15 protein-coding genes and 2 pseudogenes are annotated in these 14,767 nt (G+C 66.2%); 11 read left to right on the top strand and 6 right to left on the bottom strand.

The features are described from left to right. Positions 1-144: 144 nt before the first annotated feature. Together NA5_RS19565 and NA5_RS40515 are read right to left on the bottom strand one after the other, a co-directional pair. Positions 145-429, bottom strand: a complete 285-nt coding sequence (locus NA5_RS19565; RefSeq protein WP_062988111.1) for a hypothetical protein — start codon at positions 427-429, stop codon at positions 145-147. A 115-nt stretch (positions 430-544) separates the two neighbouring features. Beyond that, complete coding sequence (locus tag NA5_RS40515) at positions 545-712, bottom strand: hypothetical protein (protein ID WP_157110524.1); 168 nt, start codon at positions 710-712, stop codon at positions 545-547. 172 nt (positions 713-884) lie between these two features. On the opposite strand from NA5_RS40515, the gene NA5_RS19560 reads away from it, so the two are divergent. The 5 genes from NA5_RS19560 to NA5_RS19545 all read left to right on the top strand — a co-directional run bounded on the left by NA5_RS19560 (position 885) and on the right by NA5_RS19545 (position 6,041). Continuing rightward, the gene (locus NA5_RS19560) at positions 885-1,625 is read left to right on the top strand and encodes a response regulator transcription factor (RefSeq protein WP_157110523.1); all 741 of its coding nucleotides are present in this window, start codon (positions 885-887) and stop codon (positions 1,623-1,625) included. Further along, a complete protein-coding gene (locus NA5_RS19555) occupies positions 1,603-3,150 on the top strand; it encodes a sensor histidine kinase (protein WP_062988107.1) in 1,548 nt (515 codons plus the stop codon). Before NA5_RS19560 ends, NA5_RS19555 begins: the two co-directional genes overlap by 23 nt. A gap of 71 nt (positions 3,151-3,221) precedes the next feature. After that, on the top strand, positions 3,222-3,347 hold the full coding sequence (locus NA5_RS42870) for a hypothetical protein (protein WP_281201727.1): 126 nt from the start codon (positions 3,222-3,224) through the stop codon (positions 3,345-3,347). Between the two features lie 24 nt (positions 3,348-3,371). Further along, positions 3,372-5,420, top strand: a complete 2,049-nt coding sequence (locus tag NA5_RS19550) for an ArnT family glycosyltransferase (RefSeq protein ID WP_062988105.1) — start codon at positions 3,372-3,374, stop codon at positions 5,418-5,420. Between the two features lie 162 nt (positions 5,421-5,582). Then, positions 5,583-6,041: a MarR family winged helix-turn-helix transcriptional regulator gene (locus tag NA5_RS19545; RefSeq protein WP_062988103.1), complete on the top strand. Its 459-nt coding sequence runs from the start codon at positions 5,583-5,585 to the stop codon at positions 6,039-6,041. 101 nt (positions 6,042-6,142) lie between these two features. Here NA5_RS19545 and NA5_RS19540 read toward each other — a convergent pair whose 3' ends face one another. Further along, positions 6,143-6,523, bottom strand: coding sequence for an avidin/streptavidin family protein (locus NA5_RS19540; protein ID WP_062988101.1), 381 nt, complete (start codon positions 6,521-6,523; stop codon positions 6,143-6,145). 286 nt (positions 6,524-6,809) lie between these two features. Here NA5_RS19540 and NA5_RS19535 point away from each other — a divergent pair, with 286 nt between their 5' ends. Both NA5_RS19535 and NA5_RS19530 read left to right on the top strand, forming a co-directional pair. Beyond that, entirely contained in the window at positions 6,810-7,205 is a 396-nt protein-coding gene (locus tag NA5_RS19535; protein ID WP_062988099.1) for an ectoine synthase, read from the top strand. After that, complete coding sequence (locus NA5_RS19530; protein ID WP_062988097.1) at positions 7,202-8,257, top strand: threonine aldolase family protein; 1,056 nt, start codon at positions 7,202-7,204, stop codon at positions 8,255-8,257. The genes NA5_RS19535 and NA5_RS19530 overlap by 4 nt, the downstream gene beginning before the upstream one ends. Positions 8,258-8,405: 148 nt before the next feature. Here NA5_RS19530 and NA5_RS19525 read toward each other — a convergent pair whose 3' ends face one another. After that, entirely contained in the window at positions 8,406-9,689 is a 1,284-nt protein-coding gene (locus NA5_RS19525) for an FAD-dependent monooxygenase (RefSeq protein WP_084484270.1), read from the bottom strand. A 153-nt stretch (positions 9,690-9,842) separates the two neighbouring features. Between NA5_RS19525 and NA5_RS19520 the strand changes: the two genes are divergently transcribed. The 3 genes and pseudogenes from NA5_RS19520 to NA5_RS39405 form a co-directional block, all read left to right on the top strand. Next, positions 9,843-10,046, top strand: a complete 204-nt coding sequence (locus tag NA5_RS19520; RefSeq protein ID WP_062988095.1) for a hypothetical protein — start codon at positions 9,843-9,845, stop codon at positions 10,044-10,046. Positions 10,047-10,343: 297 nt separating this feature from the next. After that, positions 10,344-11,786, top strand: coding sequence for an MFS transporter (locus tag NA5_RS19515; protein ID WP_062988093.1), 1,443 nt, complete (start codon positions 10,344-10,346; stop codon positions 11,784-11,786). 303 nt (positions 11,787-12,089) lie between these two features. Then, positions 12,090-12,332 (top strand): annotated as a pseudogene (locus NA5_RS39405) (acyl-CoA dehydrogenase family protein); the annotation flags it as partial. Positions 12,333-12,527: 195 nt separating this feature from the next. Here the strand turns inward: NA5_RS39405 and NA5_RS19505 are convergent. Next, the gene (locus NA5_RS19505) at positions 12,528-12,899 is read right to left on the bottom strand and encodes a DoxX family protein (protein ID WP_062988089.1); all 372 of its coding nucleotides are present in this window, start codon (positions 12,897-12,899) and stop codon (positions 12,528-12,530) included. A gap of 109 nt (positions 12,900-13,008) precedes the next feature. Here NA5_RS19505 and NA5_RS19500 point away from each other — a divergent pair, with 109 nt between their 5' ends. After that, positions 13,009-13,644, top strand: a complete 636-nt coding sequence (locus tag NA5_RS19500) for a TetR/AcrR family transcriptional regulator (protein ID WP_062988224.1) — start codon at positions 13,009-13,011, stop codon at positions 13,642-13,644. Between the two features lie 675 nt (positions 13,645-14,319). Here the strand turns inward: NA5_RS19500 and NA5_RS41340 are convergent. Continuing rightward, positions 14,320-14,767 (bottom strand): annotated as a pseudogene (locus tag NA5_RS41340) (IclR family transcriptional regulator); the annotation flags it as partial.

Raw genomic sequence — 14,767 nt, 5'->3', positions numbered from 1 at the left:
TCACAAGGGTTTCGGCTCATCGTATATCGCGGTGGTTGTTGTATTCGGCTGTGCGGTCATTCGGCTATACCGACGAAGCGCGGCAGTGGACAGTCGGGTCCGCCGCCGCGCTTACGTCATCGGGATATGTTGGGGTGCAAGGGGTTACTGACCTGACTGGCACTGCGGGGGCGGACCTTGCGGTTGGTCGCCGGACGGCGGGCCATCCGGGTGGTCGCCAGGAGGCGGGCCCTGGTGGTCGCCGGGCGGCGGGCCCTGGTGGTCGCCGGGCGGCGGGCCCTGCGGGTGATCGCCAGGAGGCTGGCACTGCTGTCCGGGCATCGGTCCCTGTTGTCCGTCGGCGCTCGCCGGACCGGCTCCGATGCCGAGCATGCCGAGCGCGACGGCACCGGCGGCCGCGGTCACTGCCAGCTTCGATGTGAAACTCATCTACATTCCTCCTGTTGTCGGATCAGCTCCGAAACCATCGGCCACGTGCACGGGCCGACCCCGAGAATCGTTGAGTCCCAACATTTGTCCATCGTTGGCGGAAGTTAAGTGCCAGCTATGAACCGATCAGTTGCCGGTTCGAGTAGACGGCAGCATCGCCCGCCCCAGCGATTCCGACCGCGGCCAGGGTCTTCTTGGCGGACCATGTTCTCGCCTGCGCGGGTTGTGGTGTGCCCCATACGGTGTCGGGTTCCGATGGCGGCTCGAGAGTGGGATGGCTCATGGTGCTCCTTGCGGTGCGGACCGGATAAGTGCTCGGATCCGACCTCGGTCCGCCTACCTTGGCATGGGCTGTGCGCTGGTTCTGGATCGGCTGGGGGCGCGCTCACAGCTGACCCATAGATTCGGCACAGCTACCCCCCAGCATTCGCGGTCATGGTAGGACGATGTCCGCGATGAGCGCCGGGAGCGGCCCGGCCGAACGAGTAGTCATGCGCCGCGCCGATGGCAGCCCCATCACCGTGTTGGTCGTCGACGACGAGCCCGTGCTTGCCGAGATGATGTCGATGGCCCTGCGGTACGAAGGGTGGAAGGTCGCTACCGCGGGCGATGGTCGAACGGCCGTCGCGAAAGCGCGCGAGGTACGCCCGGATGTGGTCGTGCTCGATGTGATGTTGCCGGATATGACCGGGCTCGAGGTGCTGCGCAAGTTGCGCGCGCAGCTGCCGTATCTGCCGGTGCTCTTGCTGACCGCGAAGGATTCGGTCGAGGACCGCATCGCCGGGCTGACCGCGGGCGGCGACGACTACGTCACCAAACCCTTCAGCATCGAAGAGGTGGTGCTGCGGCTGCGTTCGCTGATGCGTCGCACCGGCGTAGCCACCGAGGACAGCGGCGCGCAGTTGGTGGTCGGTGATCTGGTGCTCGACGAGGACAGCCACGAGGTCACCCGGGCCGGTGAGCTGATCGTGCTGACCTCCACCGAATTCGAGTTGCTGCGATTCTTCATGCGCAATCCCAAGCGGGTGTTGAGTAAGACGCAGATCCTGGATCGGGTGTGGAGTTACGACTTCGGCGGCCGATCCAACATCGTCGAGCTGTATGTCTCGTATCTGCGCAAGAAGATCGATAGTGGACGGGCCCCGATGATCCACACCCTGCGCGGCGCCGGATATGTCCTCAAGCCCGCGGCCTGAGGTGCTGCGCCGAGTGCGGAAGCCGAGGCGCTGGTCGCTGCGGGCGCGCCTGTTGGTCGGGCAGGTGCTGTTGCTAGTGATCGTGGTCGTCGGCATCGGCGCGGCGACGGAATTCGCATTGCGGCAGTTCCTGGTACATCAGCTGGACACCGAGCTGATCGATGTGCAGAAGCGTTCACTCGGTGATGTCGGTGGCGGTCCGAGCCTCGGGCCACGACCGAGCGGCCAGCCGTCGATGCCGCCACCGCCGCCCCCGCCGCCGTCGGGTTCCGGTCCGGGACCGGACTTCCTGGATCGACGCGGCATCCAGCCCGACACGATCGGCGCGATCGTGAACCAGGGCACTGTCACCAAGGCGGGCCGGATCGGTGCCGACGGCACACAGCGTTCGCTCTCGCACAGCGCGCAACAGCAGCTTGCCGCGGTGCCAGCTGACGGGAAGCCGGTCGATGTCGCGCTCGACGGGCAGGGCCGCTATCGAGTGGTCGCGGATACGGCGTGGTCGGGTGAGATCGTTGTCACCGGTATGCCGTTGACCGCGGTCGACGCCACTCTGCTGCGTGTCTTGTTGATCTTGGGGATCGTCACAGCGATCGTGTCGATCATCGCGATCACGGTCGGCATCTGGCTCATTCGACACGCCCTCGCGCCACTGGATCGGGTCGCGGCGACGGCCGCGCGGGTGGCCGATCTGGAACTGGATCGCGGCGAAGTCGTTCTGCCCGTGCGGGTTCCGGCCGCGGATGCCGATCCGAGCACCGAGGTCGGGCAGCTCGGTGCGGCGGTGAACCGGATGCTCGATCACATCACCAGCGCGTTGTCGGCGCGTCATGACAGCGAGACTCGGGTCCGGCAATTCCTCGCCGATGCCAGTCATGAACTGCGCACTCCGCTGGCCGCCATTCGTGGCTATGCCGAACTGGCGCAACGCGAACGGGCCGAGGTGCCCGCCGAGGTGGCGTATGCGATGGGTCGGGTGGACTCCGAATCCCGGCGGATGACGGGCTTGGTCGAGGACATGCTGTTGCTCGCGCGGCTGGATTCCGGACGTGGGCTGGAGCATGAGCCGGTGGATCTGACCCAGCTCACGGTGGACGCGGTGAGCGACGCGCATATCGCCGGTCCCGAACACCGCTGGGATCTGGAGCTGCCCGACGAGCCGGTGGTGAGCACCGGTGACGCGGCTCGATTGCATCAGGTGCTCGCCAATCTGCTGACCAACGCGCGCGTCCACACCGGTCCTGGCACGACGGTGGTCACATCGCTCGAATTCAACGGCGACGGGGGAGCGGTGTGGCGGGTCACCGACTACGGTCCCGGTATCCCGGAAGCCCTGCAGCCGATGGTTTTTCATCGTTTCGCGCGCGGTGACTCGTCGCGGTCGCGACGGGCGGGCAGCACCGGTCTCGGGCTGGCGATCGTCGCGGCCGTCGTCAAGGCGCACGGCGGCGATATCTCGGTCGACAGTGTGCCCGGCCGCACCGAATTCACCGTGCGTCTGCCCGGCGCCGCTGCGGCGAATTGAGTGCTGCGCCACACAGCGAACTCACAGTTACGGCATAGCTTGCCACTACGTCCGCCCGCGACGATCGAAGCGTGACGACAACATTGCTGGGAGCTCCCGCCACGGCGGTCGAGCCATCGGGTGCGCGGTCATCGGCCAACTTCGCCGCCCAAACGATCGACGGCGTCACGGTCTACGACCTCACCACCACCCACTGACGATAAACACGTGAAGGACTCGATATGACCATGACCGAAGCGCGGCCCGTGCGGCACGCGGTACCAGCGGGTCCGCGGCACGCGGTCGCGCACCGAAAACGATCGACGCGCTGGCTGTTCGGCCCGTCCGATCAGCCACGCTGGGCACGCCCTGGATTGTGGACCCTGCTCGCGGCCGCCGCCGTCCTCTACCTGTGCGCACTCAGTAAATCCGGCTGGGCCAACGACTTCTACGCCGCCGCGGTCCAAGCGGGCACGCAGAGTTGGAAGGCGCTGCTGTTCGGTTCGCTGGATTCCGGCAATGCCATCACCGTCGACAAACCGCCCGCATCGCTGTGGGTGATGGGCTTGTCCGGCAGGCTGCTCGGCTTCAGTTCGTTCTCCATGCTGCTGCCGCAGGCGCTGATGGGCGTGGCATCGGTCGGTTTGGTGTACGCCGCGGTGCGCCGGTGGAGCGGCCCGGCCGCCGGGCTGCTCGCGGGTACGGCGCTCGCCGTGACTCCCGTTGCGGCACTGATGTTCCGGTTCAACAATCCGGACGCACTGTTGGTGCTACTGCTCGTCGTCGCGGCGTACTGCACCGTACGCGCCACTGAGCGCGGCAGCGGCCGCTGGCTCGTATTGGCGGGTGTGGCAGTAGGATTCGGCTTCCTCACCAAGATGATGCAGGCGTTCCTGGTACTACCCGCACTCGGACTGGTGTTCCTGGTCGCCGCACCGATCGGCTTCTGGCGTCGCATCGCCAAGCTGCTCGCCGCCTTCATGGCAATGGTGCTCTCGGGCGGCTGGTTCGTCGCCCTGGTCAGCTTGTGGCCCAGTGACTCGCGTCCGTACATCGGCGGCTCGACCGACAACAGCCTGCTCGACCTCGCGCTCGGCTACAACGGTCTCGGCCGTGTCCTCGGCGGCGGGGGCAACGGCGGTGGTGGCGGTGGCAACACAGGCTTCGGCGGCAGCACCGGGATCACCCGATTGTTCGGCGATTCGATGGGCACCGAAATCTCCTGGCTGCTGCCCGCGGCCTTGATCGGTCTGCTGGCCGGTCTGTGGTTCACCCGCCGCACCCCGCGGACCGATCGCACCCGTGCCGGTTTGATGCTGTGGGGCGGTTGGCTGCTAGTCACCGGTGTCGTATTCAGCTACATGCAGGGCACCATGCACCCGTACTACACCGTCGCCCTCGCCCCGGCGATCGCGGCGCTGATCGGTATCGCGGTGGTCGAATTATGGCGCGGTCGCCAATTCGTCACGGCGCGTATCGCACTCGCGGCCATGTCCGCCTCGACCGGTATCTGGAACTTCATTCTGCTCGACCGCACACCCGACTGGTACCCGGCGTTGCGCTGGATCGTGCTGATCGGTTCGATCGTGGTCGCGGCCATCGTCGTGGTCGGCGCACACCAGTTCGGCAGGTTAACCGCAGTCGTCGCCGTCGCCGGACTGCTGTTCGGCCTCGCGGGGACCACCGGGTATGCGATCGAGACCGCGGCGACCGCGCATTCCGGTTCCATTCCGACCTCTGGCCCGGCAGTCGCGGGTCGGGGGATGGGCGGACCGGGTGGCGGGGGCGCGGCGCCCGATGGATTCGGCGAATCTCCTACCGGCGCAACATCTTTCGGCGGCACGGCAGCTGAGCAAGCGGGTGCCGAACAGAAGGGGACCGAGCAGGCAAGCGCTGATGCGACCGCAAACCGTGACGGCGACGGCGGACCGGGCGGCTCGAATTCATCCAACACCGAACTGCAGCAGTTGGTGCGCGATACCGACACCCGTTGGGCCGCAGCGGCGGTGGGCTCGATGTCGGTGAGCGGTCTCGAATTGTCCACCGGCGCTTCGATTATGGCGATCGGTGGTTTCACCGGCAGCGACAACTCCCCGACACTCGCGCAATTCCAGCAGTACGTCGCGAACGGCGATATCGCGTACTTCATCGCGGGCGGCGGCATGGGCGGTGGCCCCGGCGGCGGATCGAACAGCAGCGCAAGCGAAATCACCGCATGGGTCAAGGCGCACTACACCGCCAGCACGATCGGCGGCACGACGGTCTACGACCTGCGCCAGCCCACCTCCTGACCACTCGGCCAAGGCGCGCCTGCCCTGAGCGGGCGCCGCCTTCGGACCCAAGCGGCGTGTACGGTACACGTATCGTGTAATATGCACATGCGGGCGTGGCGTTGACAGCGTGTGTGATACACATGCGGCATTGGTGATGCGCGCATCGGCAGAAGGGTCGGGATGGACAAGCCCACGCATTTGATCGAATTCGAGACCATGCTGCTCGGTCGATACAGTCTGGCGTCTCGGCGCGGTGCCAGCCGTATGGACCGCAGCGCCTATACCCTGCTCAACCGACTGCGCGGCGAAGGTCCGATGTCCATCGGCCAGCTGAGCGAGGCGCTGGGGTTGGAGGCGTCCACGCTGCGTCGGCAAACCGCCGCGATGATGCGTGCGGGCCTGATCGAACGGATTCCGGACCCCGAGGGCGGCATGGCTCGACTGTTCCGCATTACCCCCGAGGGCAGTCGCCAACTCGACTCCGACCGCACCAAGAGCGTCCGCGACCTGGACAACATCATGGCCGACTGGTCGCCCGACGATGTCGCCGCCTTCGCGGCCTATCTCGAACGCTTCAATACCGATATCGAGCGCTACCACGGCCGTCCTTGGCCGAGACATTCCATCATCAGCCGCTGATTCGCGCTTCCCGCAGACGCTGCACAGGGCGGCGTGGTGCGGGTCCGCACAGCCAGCGGGATTTCGCTCGGGGAAGCCCTCCGGCACAGTCGATCTCAGGATCAGGATTGTCGGCGAAAAGTGTCGGTGTTCGCCAGCACCGCGTGCGCCCAGGGCAGTTCGATTTCTGTCGGCTCCGCTTGCGGGTTCGGTGGCTTGACGGCCCGGTCGGAGACCACGTGCCATGCCATGTGCAGAGCGTCGCCACGCAGCAGCCCGGTAAATGAGGCGATCGTGCTGGGCTCGTCCGTGGTAGCGAATGCGAAGTGCAAACCTTTGCCTTTGCTCAGCCCGATGATCGGGAATGTCGACCCGGCAAATGCACTGTCGCCGAGCGCCGTTGTGAAGGTTCCCTCGATGCGCCCGCCGGTGTCGTCGGTGATGTGCAGGCGTGAGCCGTATTCATTCGTCCAGATGCCGGTCCATTTTTCCGATGCGTTCATGACTCCACTGTGCAAGATCCCGGCCACGACCGTAAGTGGTGCCTCGCCGGATGGTTATGTCGCCATGTGCTTCGCGTGGTAGCAGTCGTCGCAGACCTTTTCGCCGTGACCCCGTGGGGGCGACGCGATGGGCCCTTACGGTGAACCTGGCCATGTTCTCCCGAAAGTTCGCTGTGTGGCGCGATTTTAGCGATAGGGGGCATTTCTGCCACTGTTGTGGATGCTGTGCCAGCGGCCATGATCTCAGTATCCGCAGGAAACGCACGAGACAAAGGAAACGAACTCCATGATCGTCCGTTCACTGGAAGAGATCACCGGCACCGAACGAGAAGTGAAGGGCCCCAGGTGGAATAGCCGTCGTCTGGTGCTCGCCAAGGAGAAGGTCGGGTTCTCCTTGCACGACACCGTGGTGGACGCAGGCGCGGAGATCAAGATGTGGTACGCCGACCATATCGAGGCCGTCTACGTCATCGAGGGTCGTGGTGAACTGGTCGACGACGAGACCGGTGAACGGCATTGTCTCGAGCCGGGAGTGATGTACCTGGTCGACGCACACCAGCATCACACCCTGCGCGCCCACACCCGGTTCCGCGCGGTCTGCGTGTTCAACCCGCCCCTCACCGGCCGCGAGGTCCACGATGAGAACGGCGCCTTCCCCCTGCTGACGGAAGAGGATCAGTGAGCGACACCTTTCCCGAGTGCGAGCCGATACGCGGTTTCGCCAGTGACAACAACGCCTCCGTGCACCCGGACATCATGGCGGCGCTGGCCGCCGCCAACGACGGGCACCAGCCTGCCTACGGCGCGGATGTCCACACCGTTCGGCTGCGCGAACTGATCAAGGGCCATTTCGGCGAGCGTGCCGATGTCTATCCGGTCTTCAATGGCAGTGGCGCCAATGTGGTTGGGCTGCAGGCGATGTGCGAGCGGTGGAGCGCGGTGATCTGCCCGGAGTCCGCACACATCAACCTGGACGAGTGCGGCGCACCCGAGAAGGTGGCCGGGCTCAAGCTGATCCCGGTGCCCACCCCGGACGGCAAACTGACGCCGAAGTTGCTCGACCAGTACGCGTGGGGCTTCGGCGAGGAGCACCACGCCCAGCCCAAAGTTGTCTCTATCACGCAGAGCACCGAGCTCGGCACCCTCTACACGCCCGGCGAGATCGCGGCGATCGGTGCGCTGGCACGCGAGCGCGGCATGCTGCTGCACGTGGACGGCGCCCGACTGGCCAACGCGGCCGCCGCGCTCGATGTGCCGTTGCGCGCGTTGACCTCCGAAGTCGGGGTGGACGTGCTGTCGTTCGGCGGCACCAAGAACGGCTCGCTGCTCGGCGAGGCGATCGTGGTGCTCAACCCGGACGCGGTGCGTGGCGTGACGTACCTCCGCAAGGCCGCGATGCAGCTGGCCTCCAAGATGCGGTATGTGTCGGCGCAGCTCATCGCTCTGCTGGAGGGTGATCTGTGGCTGCGCAATGCCCGGCACGCCAACGCCATGGCGGCCCGGCTTGCCGCGGCCGTCGCCCGGGTGCCAGGCGTCGAGATCGTACGGCCGGTCCAGGCCAATGCCGTCTTCGCCATAATTCCCCGGGAGGTCACCGAGCGACTCCAGAAACGGTTCCGCTTCCACACCTGGGACGAACGCACCGGCGAGGTTCGTTGGATGTGCTCGTTCGACACCACCGAGGCCGACGTGGACGCCTTCGCGGAAGCGATCGCCCAAGAGATGGCCGCTTGAACGGGATTGCTCTCGGCGCACCAGGCAATCGCCGACCGAGTGCCCAGCACCGCCTTCACTGGTTGTGACCAGCGGAAAATCGCTCGATAAGCGGGCGTAGTCCGGCAGCCGTCCGAAGCGTCGTCCCTGTCGACACGTTATGTGACACCTACGGTTTGGCCGAGGAGGTGATCGGCGGTGCGGCCGGGGCATCGGAGTCGGGCAGCCCTGCGTAGTCGGGCAGTTCGACGCCGTGGATCGCACGCCCGATCAGCTCGGTAAACCATTCGCCGGTGAAATCGGGGATCGGCTCGGCGTCCGGTCCGGGGACGTCGCGGCTGCGCGCGTTCAACCGGCCGATCTCCTGGTTGGCCTCGACGAACGAGCGCATCCGCGCCTCGTATGCGGCGAACCCGGCCGCCGGGTCCCACCCGGCCGCGGCCAGCTCTCCGGCCAGCAGGTAGGCGCCGACCAGGGCCAGCCCGGTGCCCTGCCCGGACATCGGCGAAGAGCTGAACGCCGCGTCGCCGAGCAGCCCCACCCGTCCGTTCGACCAGCGGTCCATCACCACCTGGGCGACCTGATCGAGGTAGAAGTCCGGGGTGTCGTCAAGGTGCGCGAGGATGTCCGAGGTCAACCAGCCGAAACCGGCCATCCGCTCGCGCAGCAGCCGCTTCTGGCCCTCGACATCGCGGTAGTCGACGTCGAGGTCGGCCGCCGGGAAGGAGAACATGGCCATCGCCCGGGTGGCGTCCTGGATGGGCCGCAGGCCAGCGGAGCGTCCGGCTTCCTGGTACTCGATCAGCCAGCGGTCCAGCCCGAACTTGTTGGGCACACTGTAGAAGGCCAGCACATGCCCGAGGTGGCGGACGAACCGCTCACGCGGCCCGAAGACCATCGCACGCAGCCCCGAGTGCAGCCCATCCGCCCCGACCACAAGGTCGAAGCGCCGCCGCCCGCCGCCCTCGAAGGCGACGTCGACTCCGTCCGCGTCCTGGGTGAGTTCGGCGATCCGGTCGCCGAAGATGTACTCGACACCATCGCGGGTGTCGTCGTAGAGCACCCGGGACAGGTCGCCGCGCAGGATCTCGATCTCCGCGATGAACCCGTCACCACCGTGGTCGTCCGCGTGGAAGGTCTCCAGCACGTTCCCGTCCGCGTCCACGGTGTACGCGCCGACGGTCTCGGTACAGGCCGCGCGCACCGCCGCGTCCAGCCCCATTCGCCGGATGACCTCCTTGGTCACCCCGCGTGCGTCCACCGCCTGACCACCCGGGCGCAGCTCGGGGGCCCGCTCGACCACGGTCACCTCCGCGCCCCGCCTACGCAGCCAGTGGGCCAGCGCGGGCCCCGCGATGCTCGCCCCCGCAACCAACACCGTGGGACCGCTCACCCGCGCCCCCTGCTCACTCGTCCGGATCGTGTGCTCCTGTGCGGAGTCGTCGACGCTCATCATTGTCTCCATCTGTTTCCTGTCGCACTGGAACCGTCCCAGCACAGGCCCACCGCAATCGGTGTATCCAGCGGTATCGACGACGGATACACACCAAATTCATCGGTACAGCCGAAATCGCGTCCACGTTCCCACAAACACCCTGAACTCGGCATGACCGAGCGTTCCCAGGTGATCTCGGCAGTCGGGGGCATCAACCATGCGAGCAACCGCACTCGGATTGGCCAGACAGATGGTCACAGGCTGTGGGAACCGGTGGGGGAGACCGGGATTCATCACATCGGCTACTGGTCCGACGATGTGGCCGCCGAACTCGTGCGCCACGGATACGTCACCGAGGGCCACCCGGGCCGCTGACGCCAGGCGCCTGTTCTTCGCATTTCTGCGCGGCGCCAACGGTTTCCGGGTGGAACTGGTCGATCGGGCGGCGGAGCTGGGCCTGGCTCGCTGCTGGGCGCCGTCAGACGGCGCCGAGCATCTGCCCGGCTTCGACCACGTCGCGGGCGGCTGATTCGGACGCCAGTTCTATGCGCTTGGCCTTCGTCCTCGGGGAATGTGCATCACACACAGCGCGTGTATTGTTCATGCGAAATGTATGATGCACGTCTAGTGCATGATACACGTATGACTGTTGTGAGTCCGAGGGAGATTTGCGTGGACAAGCCTGATTCCGCTGTCCGGCCGGGCGCCATCCTGGCCGTGCTGGCCTATACCGGCATCGTCGCGTCGCTGATGCAGACGCTCGTGGTGCCATTGCTCGGCGAGTTGCCGCAGATTCTGAATTCCTCGGCGGCCAATACGTCCTGGGTGGTTACGGTCACCCTGCTCGTGGGCGCGGTCGCCACCCCGGTCGCCGGTCGCCTCGGCGATATGTTCGGCAAGCGCCGGATGGTGATCGCCTCGACCGTGCCGCTCATCGTCGGTTCGGTGGTCTGTGCCATGGCGGGTTCGTTGCTGCCGATGATCATCGGCCGCGGCCTGCAGGGCCTCGGCTTCGGCACCATCCCGCTGGCCGTCGCGCTGCTGCGCGACGTGCTGCCACCCGAGCGACTCGGCTCGGCCATCGCACTGATCAGTTCCTCGCTCGGTATCGGCGGCGCGCTCGGTCTGCCATTGGCGGCGGCGGTCACCGAGTACAGCAACTGGCGGGTGCTGTTCTGGGCGGCGGCGGTGCTGGTCGCCATCGCCACCGCGCTGATCACGGTGATCGTGCCGGAGGGTATTGCCGAGGGGCCGTCGGGTCACTTCGACGGACTCGGTGCGGTGCTGCTCGGCGGTGGTTTGGTAGCGCTGCTCCTCGCCGTGTCCAAGGGCGCGACGTGGGGTTGGACGAGTGGCAGCATCCTCGGCCTGTTCGTCGCGGCCGCGGTGCTGCTGCTGGTGTGGGGTTGGTGGGAGCTGCGGACCATCGAACCGCTGGTCGACCTGCGGGTCACCGCGCGGCCGCAGGTGCTGGTCACCAATCTCGCGACGGTCGCGATCGGCGTCGGCATGTACGCGTTGCAGCTCAGCGTCCCGCAGCTGATGCAGCTGCCGAGCTCACTCGGCTACGGTCTCGGCCAGTCGATGATGGCGATGGGTCTGTGGATGGCTCCCGCCGGAATCATGATGATGCTGATTTCGCCGGTGGGCGCGAAGCTTTCGGCATTGCGCGGTCCGAAGTTCACCCTTGTCGTCGGCGCCGCCGTCATGGCCGTCGGCTACGGCGCCGCGCAGGTCCTGATGGGCAGCACCTGGGGCCTACTGATCGTGAACATCATCTGCAGCTCAGGTGTCGGTTTCGCCTACGGTGCCATGCCCGCGCTGATCATGGGTGCAGTGCCGCAGTCGGAGACCGCCGCCGCCAATGGCTTCAACACGCTGATGCGCTCGATCGGCACCTCGATCTCTGCGGCCGTGGTCGGCGCGGTGCTCGCGCAGCTGACCGTCATGGTCGGCGGGCACAGCATTCCCACCGAGGACGGCTTCCGCGTCGCGTTCTTGATCGGCTGTGGCGTATCGGTTCTCGCGGCATTGATCGCCATGGCCATTCCGGTCCGTCGTGCGGTGACGGCTCACCCGGCCGAACATGCCGAACCCGAAGTCGTACGGGTCTGAGACCGAATCGCGGACAACGCTCACGCGCGCAGCGCGGCGCGGTGGGAACGGCGCCCCGAACCTGCACCGGCAGTAGGTGGCCTGTACCCGGCCAATGCATTGAACATTCCGGATACCGTCCAGCGCCATCTACCGCATAGCCACTGACGGCCTCGCACAGGCTATACCGTATGCGAGGTTGTCAGTAGGTGTGCGGCAGCACTGTCGGTGGTGGAGAGGCGCAGTGGCGCGGAGCAGTGCGGTGGTGGGGCAGTGCCAGCGGGCGAGGGCGTCGAGGTGGCGGCGCATCGGGTCGACGCGGCAATGGTCGGCCTCGCCCAGTCCCGGATGCTGCACCACACCGAACAGCCCGCCGACGCCCCGATCGGCAAGATCTTCTTCAGCGAACTCAATTACGACCTGGTCGAATTCGGGATGCGGCTACAGGGCACGGACGGACTGCTGACCGAGGCCGATCCGGACGCGGTCGCGGCGGGCTGGTGGCAGGACGCGCACCTGTATTCGCGTGCCTACACCATCGCCGGTGGTGCGAACGAGATCCTGCCGACCCAGATCCAGAGCGCGGACCGGGGCTACCCTGAGAATCCCGATGACAACCGGCGAGATCCGGACCCTGATTTCGGAGAGATCGAGTGCGGCGCCACCGAGCATGGGAAGTGCCAGTGGTTTTCGCTTCGTGCTGCGCGAGGAGGATGTGCGGCCAGCTGTAGCCGCGTATCCTCCCGCGATCAGCTGCTGGCGTCAGAACGAATAAGGGCCGAACCGGCCCCACGCGATCACGGCGGCAAGTATGAAAAGCACCACGCTGGGCGCGATTTCGGCCCATTCGCTGCGGCGCGCGTGCGTCAGGGCGGCGCCGATCATGATGATCGCGACGCCGACCGCGGCGATCGGAGTAAGTACCGGGACGATTCCGGTGAGCGCGGGCAGCACGAGGCCGAGTCCGCCCACCACCTCGACCGCGCCGATCGCCTTGACCTGCTGGTCGGTGAAGCTCTCGACCCAGGACATCTTGGCGGCGAGTTTTTCGCGCGGCTGGGCGAGTTTCCCGGCGCCAGCGGCTACCAAGACCAGTGCCAGCAGGCCCTGCAGGATCCAGAGGAAGACGTTCATCGAGAACTCCTAGTCAATCGCTCGACCGGAGGCGGTGAGCGAGGCGAACACGAACAGCATCGAAAGCGGACTTTACCCCGCTTTCATTCCCGACGGTAACTTGGAACCCGTGGAACCGACCGCGCTACACCTGGGCCTGCCGCGTAATGAACGCGGCGATGCCGCACGTAATCGACGACATCTGCTGGATGTGGCGCGGCAGTTGGTCGACGAACTCGGCGTCGAAAAGGTGACCATGGACGGACTGGCCGAACGCGCCGGACTGGGCAAGGGCACCGTATTTCGCCGATTCCGCACCAGAGCGGGCATCTTTCACGCGCTTATGGATGAGGACGAAAAGGCCTTCCAGCAATCGGTACTGTCGGGCCAACCACCACTAGGCCCCGGCGCCGCCCCGATCCAGCGACTGATCGCCTACGGACGCGCCCGCCTGGACTTCCTGTTCGACCACGTCGCGATCGCCCGCGCATCCTTGGACGCCAATCAGCCGATCCCCGTCGGCGCGGCCACCATCTCCCAATTCCACATCCGCATGCTGCTGAACCAGGCGCGCGTCGACATTCCGGACACCGACATCCTTGCCATCCAGCTGACCGCGGCCCTGGAAGCCCCCGTCCTGCTGTATCTGCACACCACGACCGCGGCGGATACCGCTGACGCGCGACAGCAATTGGCCGACGGCTGGCAGCGGCTGATCGAACGAATCGACACCCGGAAACCGATGGATGCCAGGATGATTCGATAGCCGAGCGCCGCACGGTCGCTTGACCTGGGTGGATGATCTTGCGCCCCACTCGGTTCGCGTCCAACGCTTTTCGCATACAACGCCAAAGGCTGGAACACCCTCGGCGACCTCGGATACGTAGACGAACACCGTCACCTACAGCCTCGGACATCGTCTACAGCGATCTCTTTACCGGCGCGCACGGGCAACTACCTGTGCGGCAGCATTATCGCGGCCGGACTCGATCCCGATGCCCTACCTGCATCGGACTCCGCGGCAATGAATTTCGCCGACGGAGCGCGAAGAATACGAGGGCGTGGCGCGATGTGTGGTGTGCCGGTCAGGGCATCGGCAGCATCGATGCGGCGCGTCCGACGGCTGCCGTCATCGAACGCCTCATCGATGAGTACGAGACTGCTCGGGCCCGGCTGTCGGCCGTGCCCGCGGTGCGTGAGGGGTGCGTCGGCAACCCAGCGCGGGGTCGACCGGTCGCTGGTGAGTCGTTGTGTAACTGTCATAACGCTGGGTATGGCGGGTTATGAGCGCTACTAGCTAAGAAGGTGAAATCCTGATGATGATGGATATGTTCTGGATGGCCGTGAACTACCTGCGTTCCATGATGGGCATGTAGTCCACGGCCACATCCAAGGCCGATTCCTGCCGTAATGTGGCAAGGACCGGCCGTCTCGTATCCGCTCAGAGCGTCAGCACCCCGTGTGATCTGAGAAGTTTGGCGAGATTGGTGCTCACCAGGCCCGCCGCCCGCCGCACCGCTTCGGCCACGGCCGGGACGCGCTGGACTTCGGCCACGGTCGCCGCCAGCGCCGCGACGATCTCACCCCCGGGCCCGTGCACCGGTGCCGCGACACAGGCGAGCCGGAATCGGCTCATATCGGTGTCATAGGCGAGATCGCTGCTCATGTCGACTCGGCGACGCCATTCACGCGACGAAAACCCCTCCGGCGGTGTGGGATTCGGGTGACCGAAGGCCAAGACCTGCTCTGCTGCCGTGCCCGGCGGCAGTAGCATTCCCGGCCGCAACGGAAAGATCTCGTCGATCTCGCGTCCGATGCCGCCGATGAGCATGGTGTTTCCTCGGTCGGCCACCGCGAGGCTGAAGCCGCCGCGATCGGATGCCGCGGTG

This window comes from Nocardia anaemiae NBRC 100462 (assembly GCF_001612725.1).
Lineage (GTDB): Bacteria > Actinomycetota > Actinomycetes > Mycobacteriales > Mycobacteriaceae > Nocardia > Nocardia anaemiae.
Note: the sequence above shows the minus strand (reverse complement) of the source record. Positions and strands in the feature narration are given on the sequence as shown.

What these genes read in the sequence shown, in the direction of transcription:
- NA5_RS19565 (WP_062988111.1), bottom strand. Translation starts at nt 429, where the DNA reads ATGAGTTTCACATCGAAGCTGGCAGTGACCGCGGCCGCCGGTGCCGTC.
- NA5_RS40515 (WP_157110524.1), bottom strand. Translation starts at nt 712, where the DNA reads ATGAGCCATCCCACTCTCGAGCCGCCATCGGAACCCGACACCGTATGG.
- NA5_RS19560 (WP_157110523.1), top strand. Translation starts at nt 885, where the DNA reads ATGAGCGCCGGGAGCGGCCCGGCCGAACGAGTAGTCATGCGCCGCGCC.
- NA5_RS19555 (WP_062988107.1), top strand. Translation starts at nt 1,603, where the DNA reads ATGTCCTCAAGCCCGCGGCCTGAGGTGCTGCGCCGAGTGCGGAAGCCG.
- NA5_RS19550 (WP_062988105.1), top strand. Translation starts at nt 3,372, where the DNA reads ATGACCATGACCGAAGCGCGGCCCGTGCGGCACGCGGTACCAGCGGGT.
- NA5_RS19545 (WP_062988103.1), top strand. Translation starts at nt 5,583, where the DNA reads ATGGACAAGCCCACGCATTTGATCGAATTCGAGACCATGCTGCTCGGT.
- NA5_RS19540 (WP_062988101.1), bottom strand. Translation starts at nt 6,523, where the DNA reads ATGAACGCATCGGAAAAATGGACCGGCATCTGGACGAATGAATACGGC.
- NA5_RS19535 (WP_062988099.1), top strand. Translation starts at nt 6,810, where the DNA reads ATGATCGTCCGTTCACTGGAAGAGATCACCGGCACCGAACGAGAAGTG.
- NA5_RS19525 (WP_084484270.1), bottom strand. Translation starts at nt 9,689, where the DNA reads ATGAGCGTCGACGACTCCGCACAGGAGCACACGATCCGGACGAGTGAG.
- NA5_RS19520 (WP_062988095.1), top strand. Translation starts at nt 9,843, where the DNA reads ATGACCGAGCGTTCCCAGGTGATCTCGGCAGTCGGGGGCATCAACCAT.
- NA5_RS19505 (WP_062988089.1), bottom strand. Translation starts at nt 12,899, where the DNA reads ATGAACGTCTTCCTCTGGATCCTGCAGGGCCTGCTGGCACTGGTCTTG.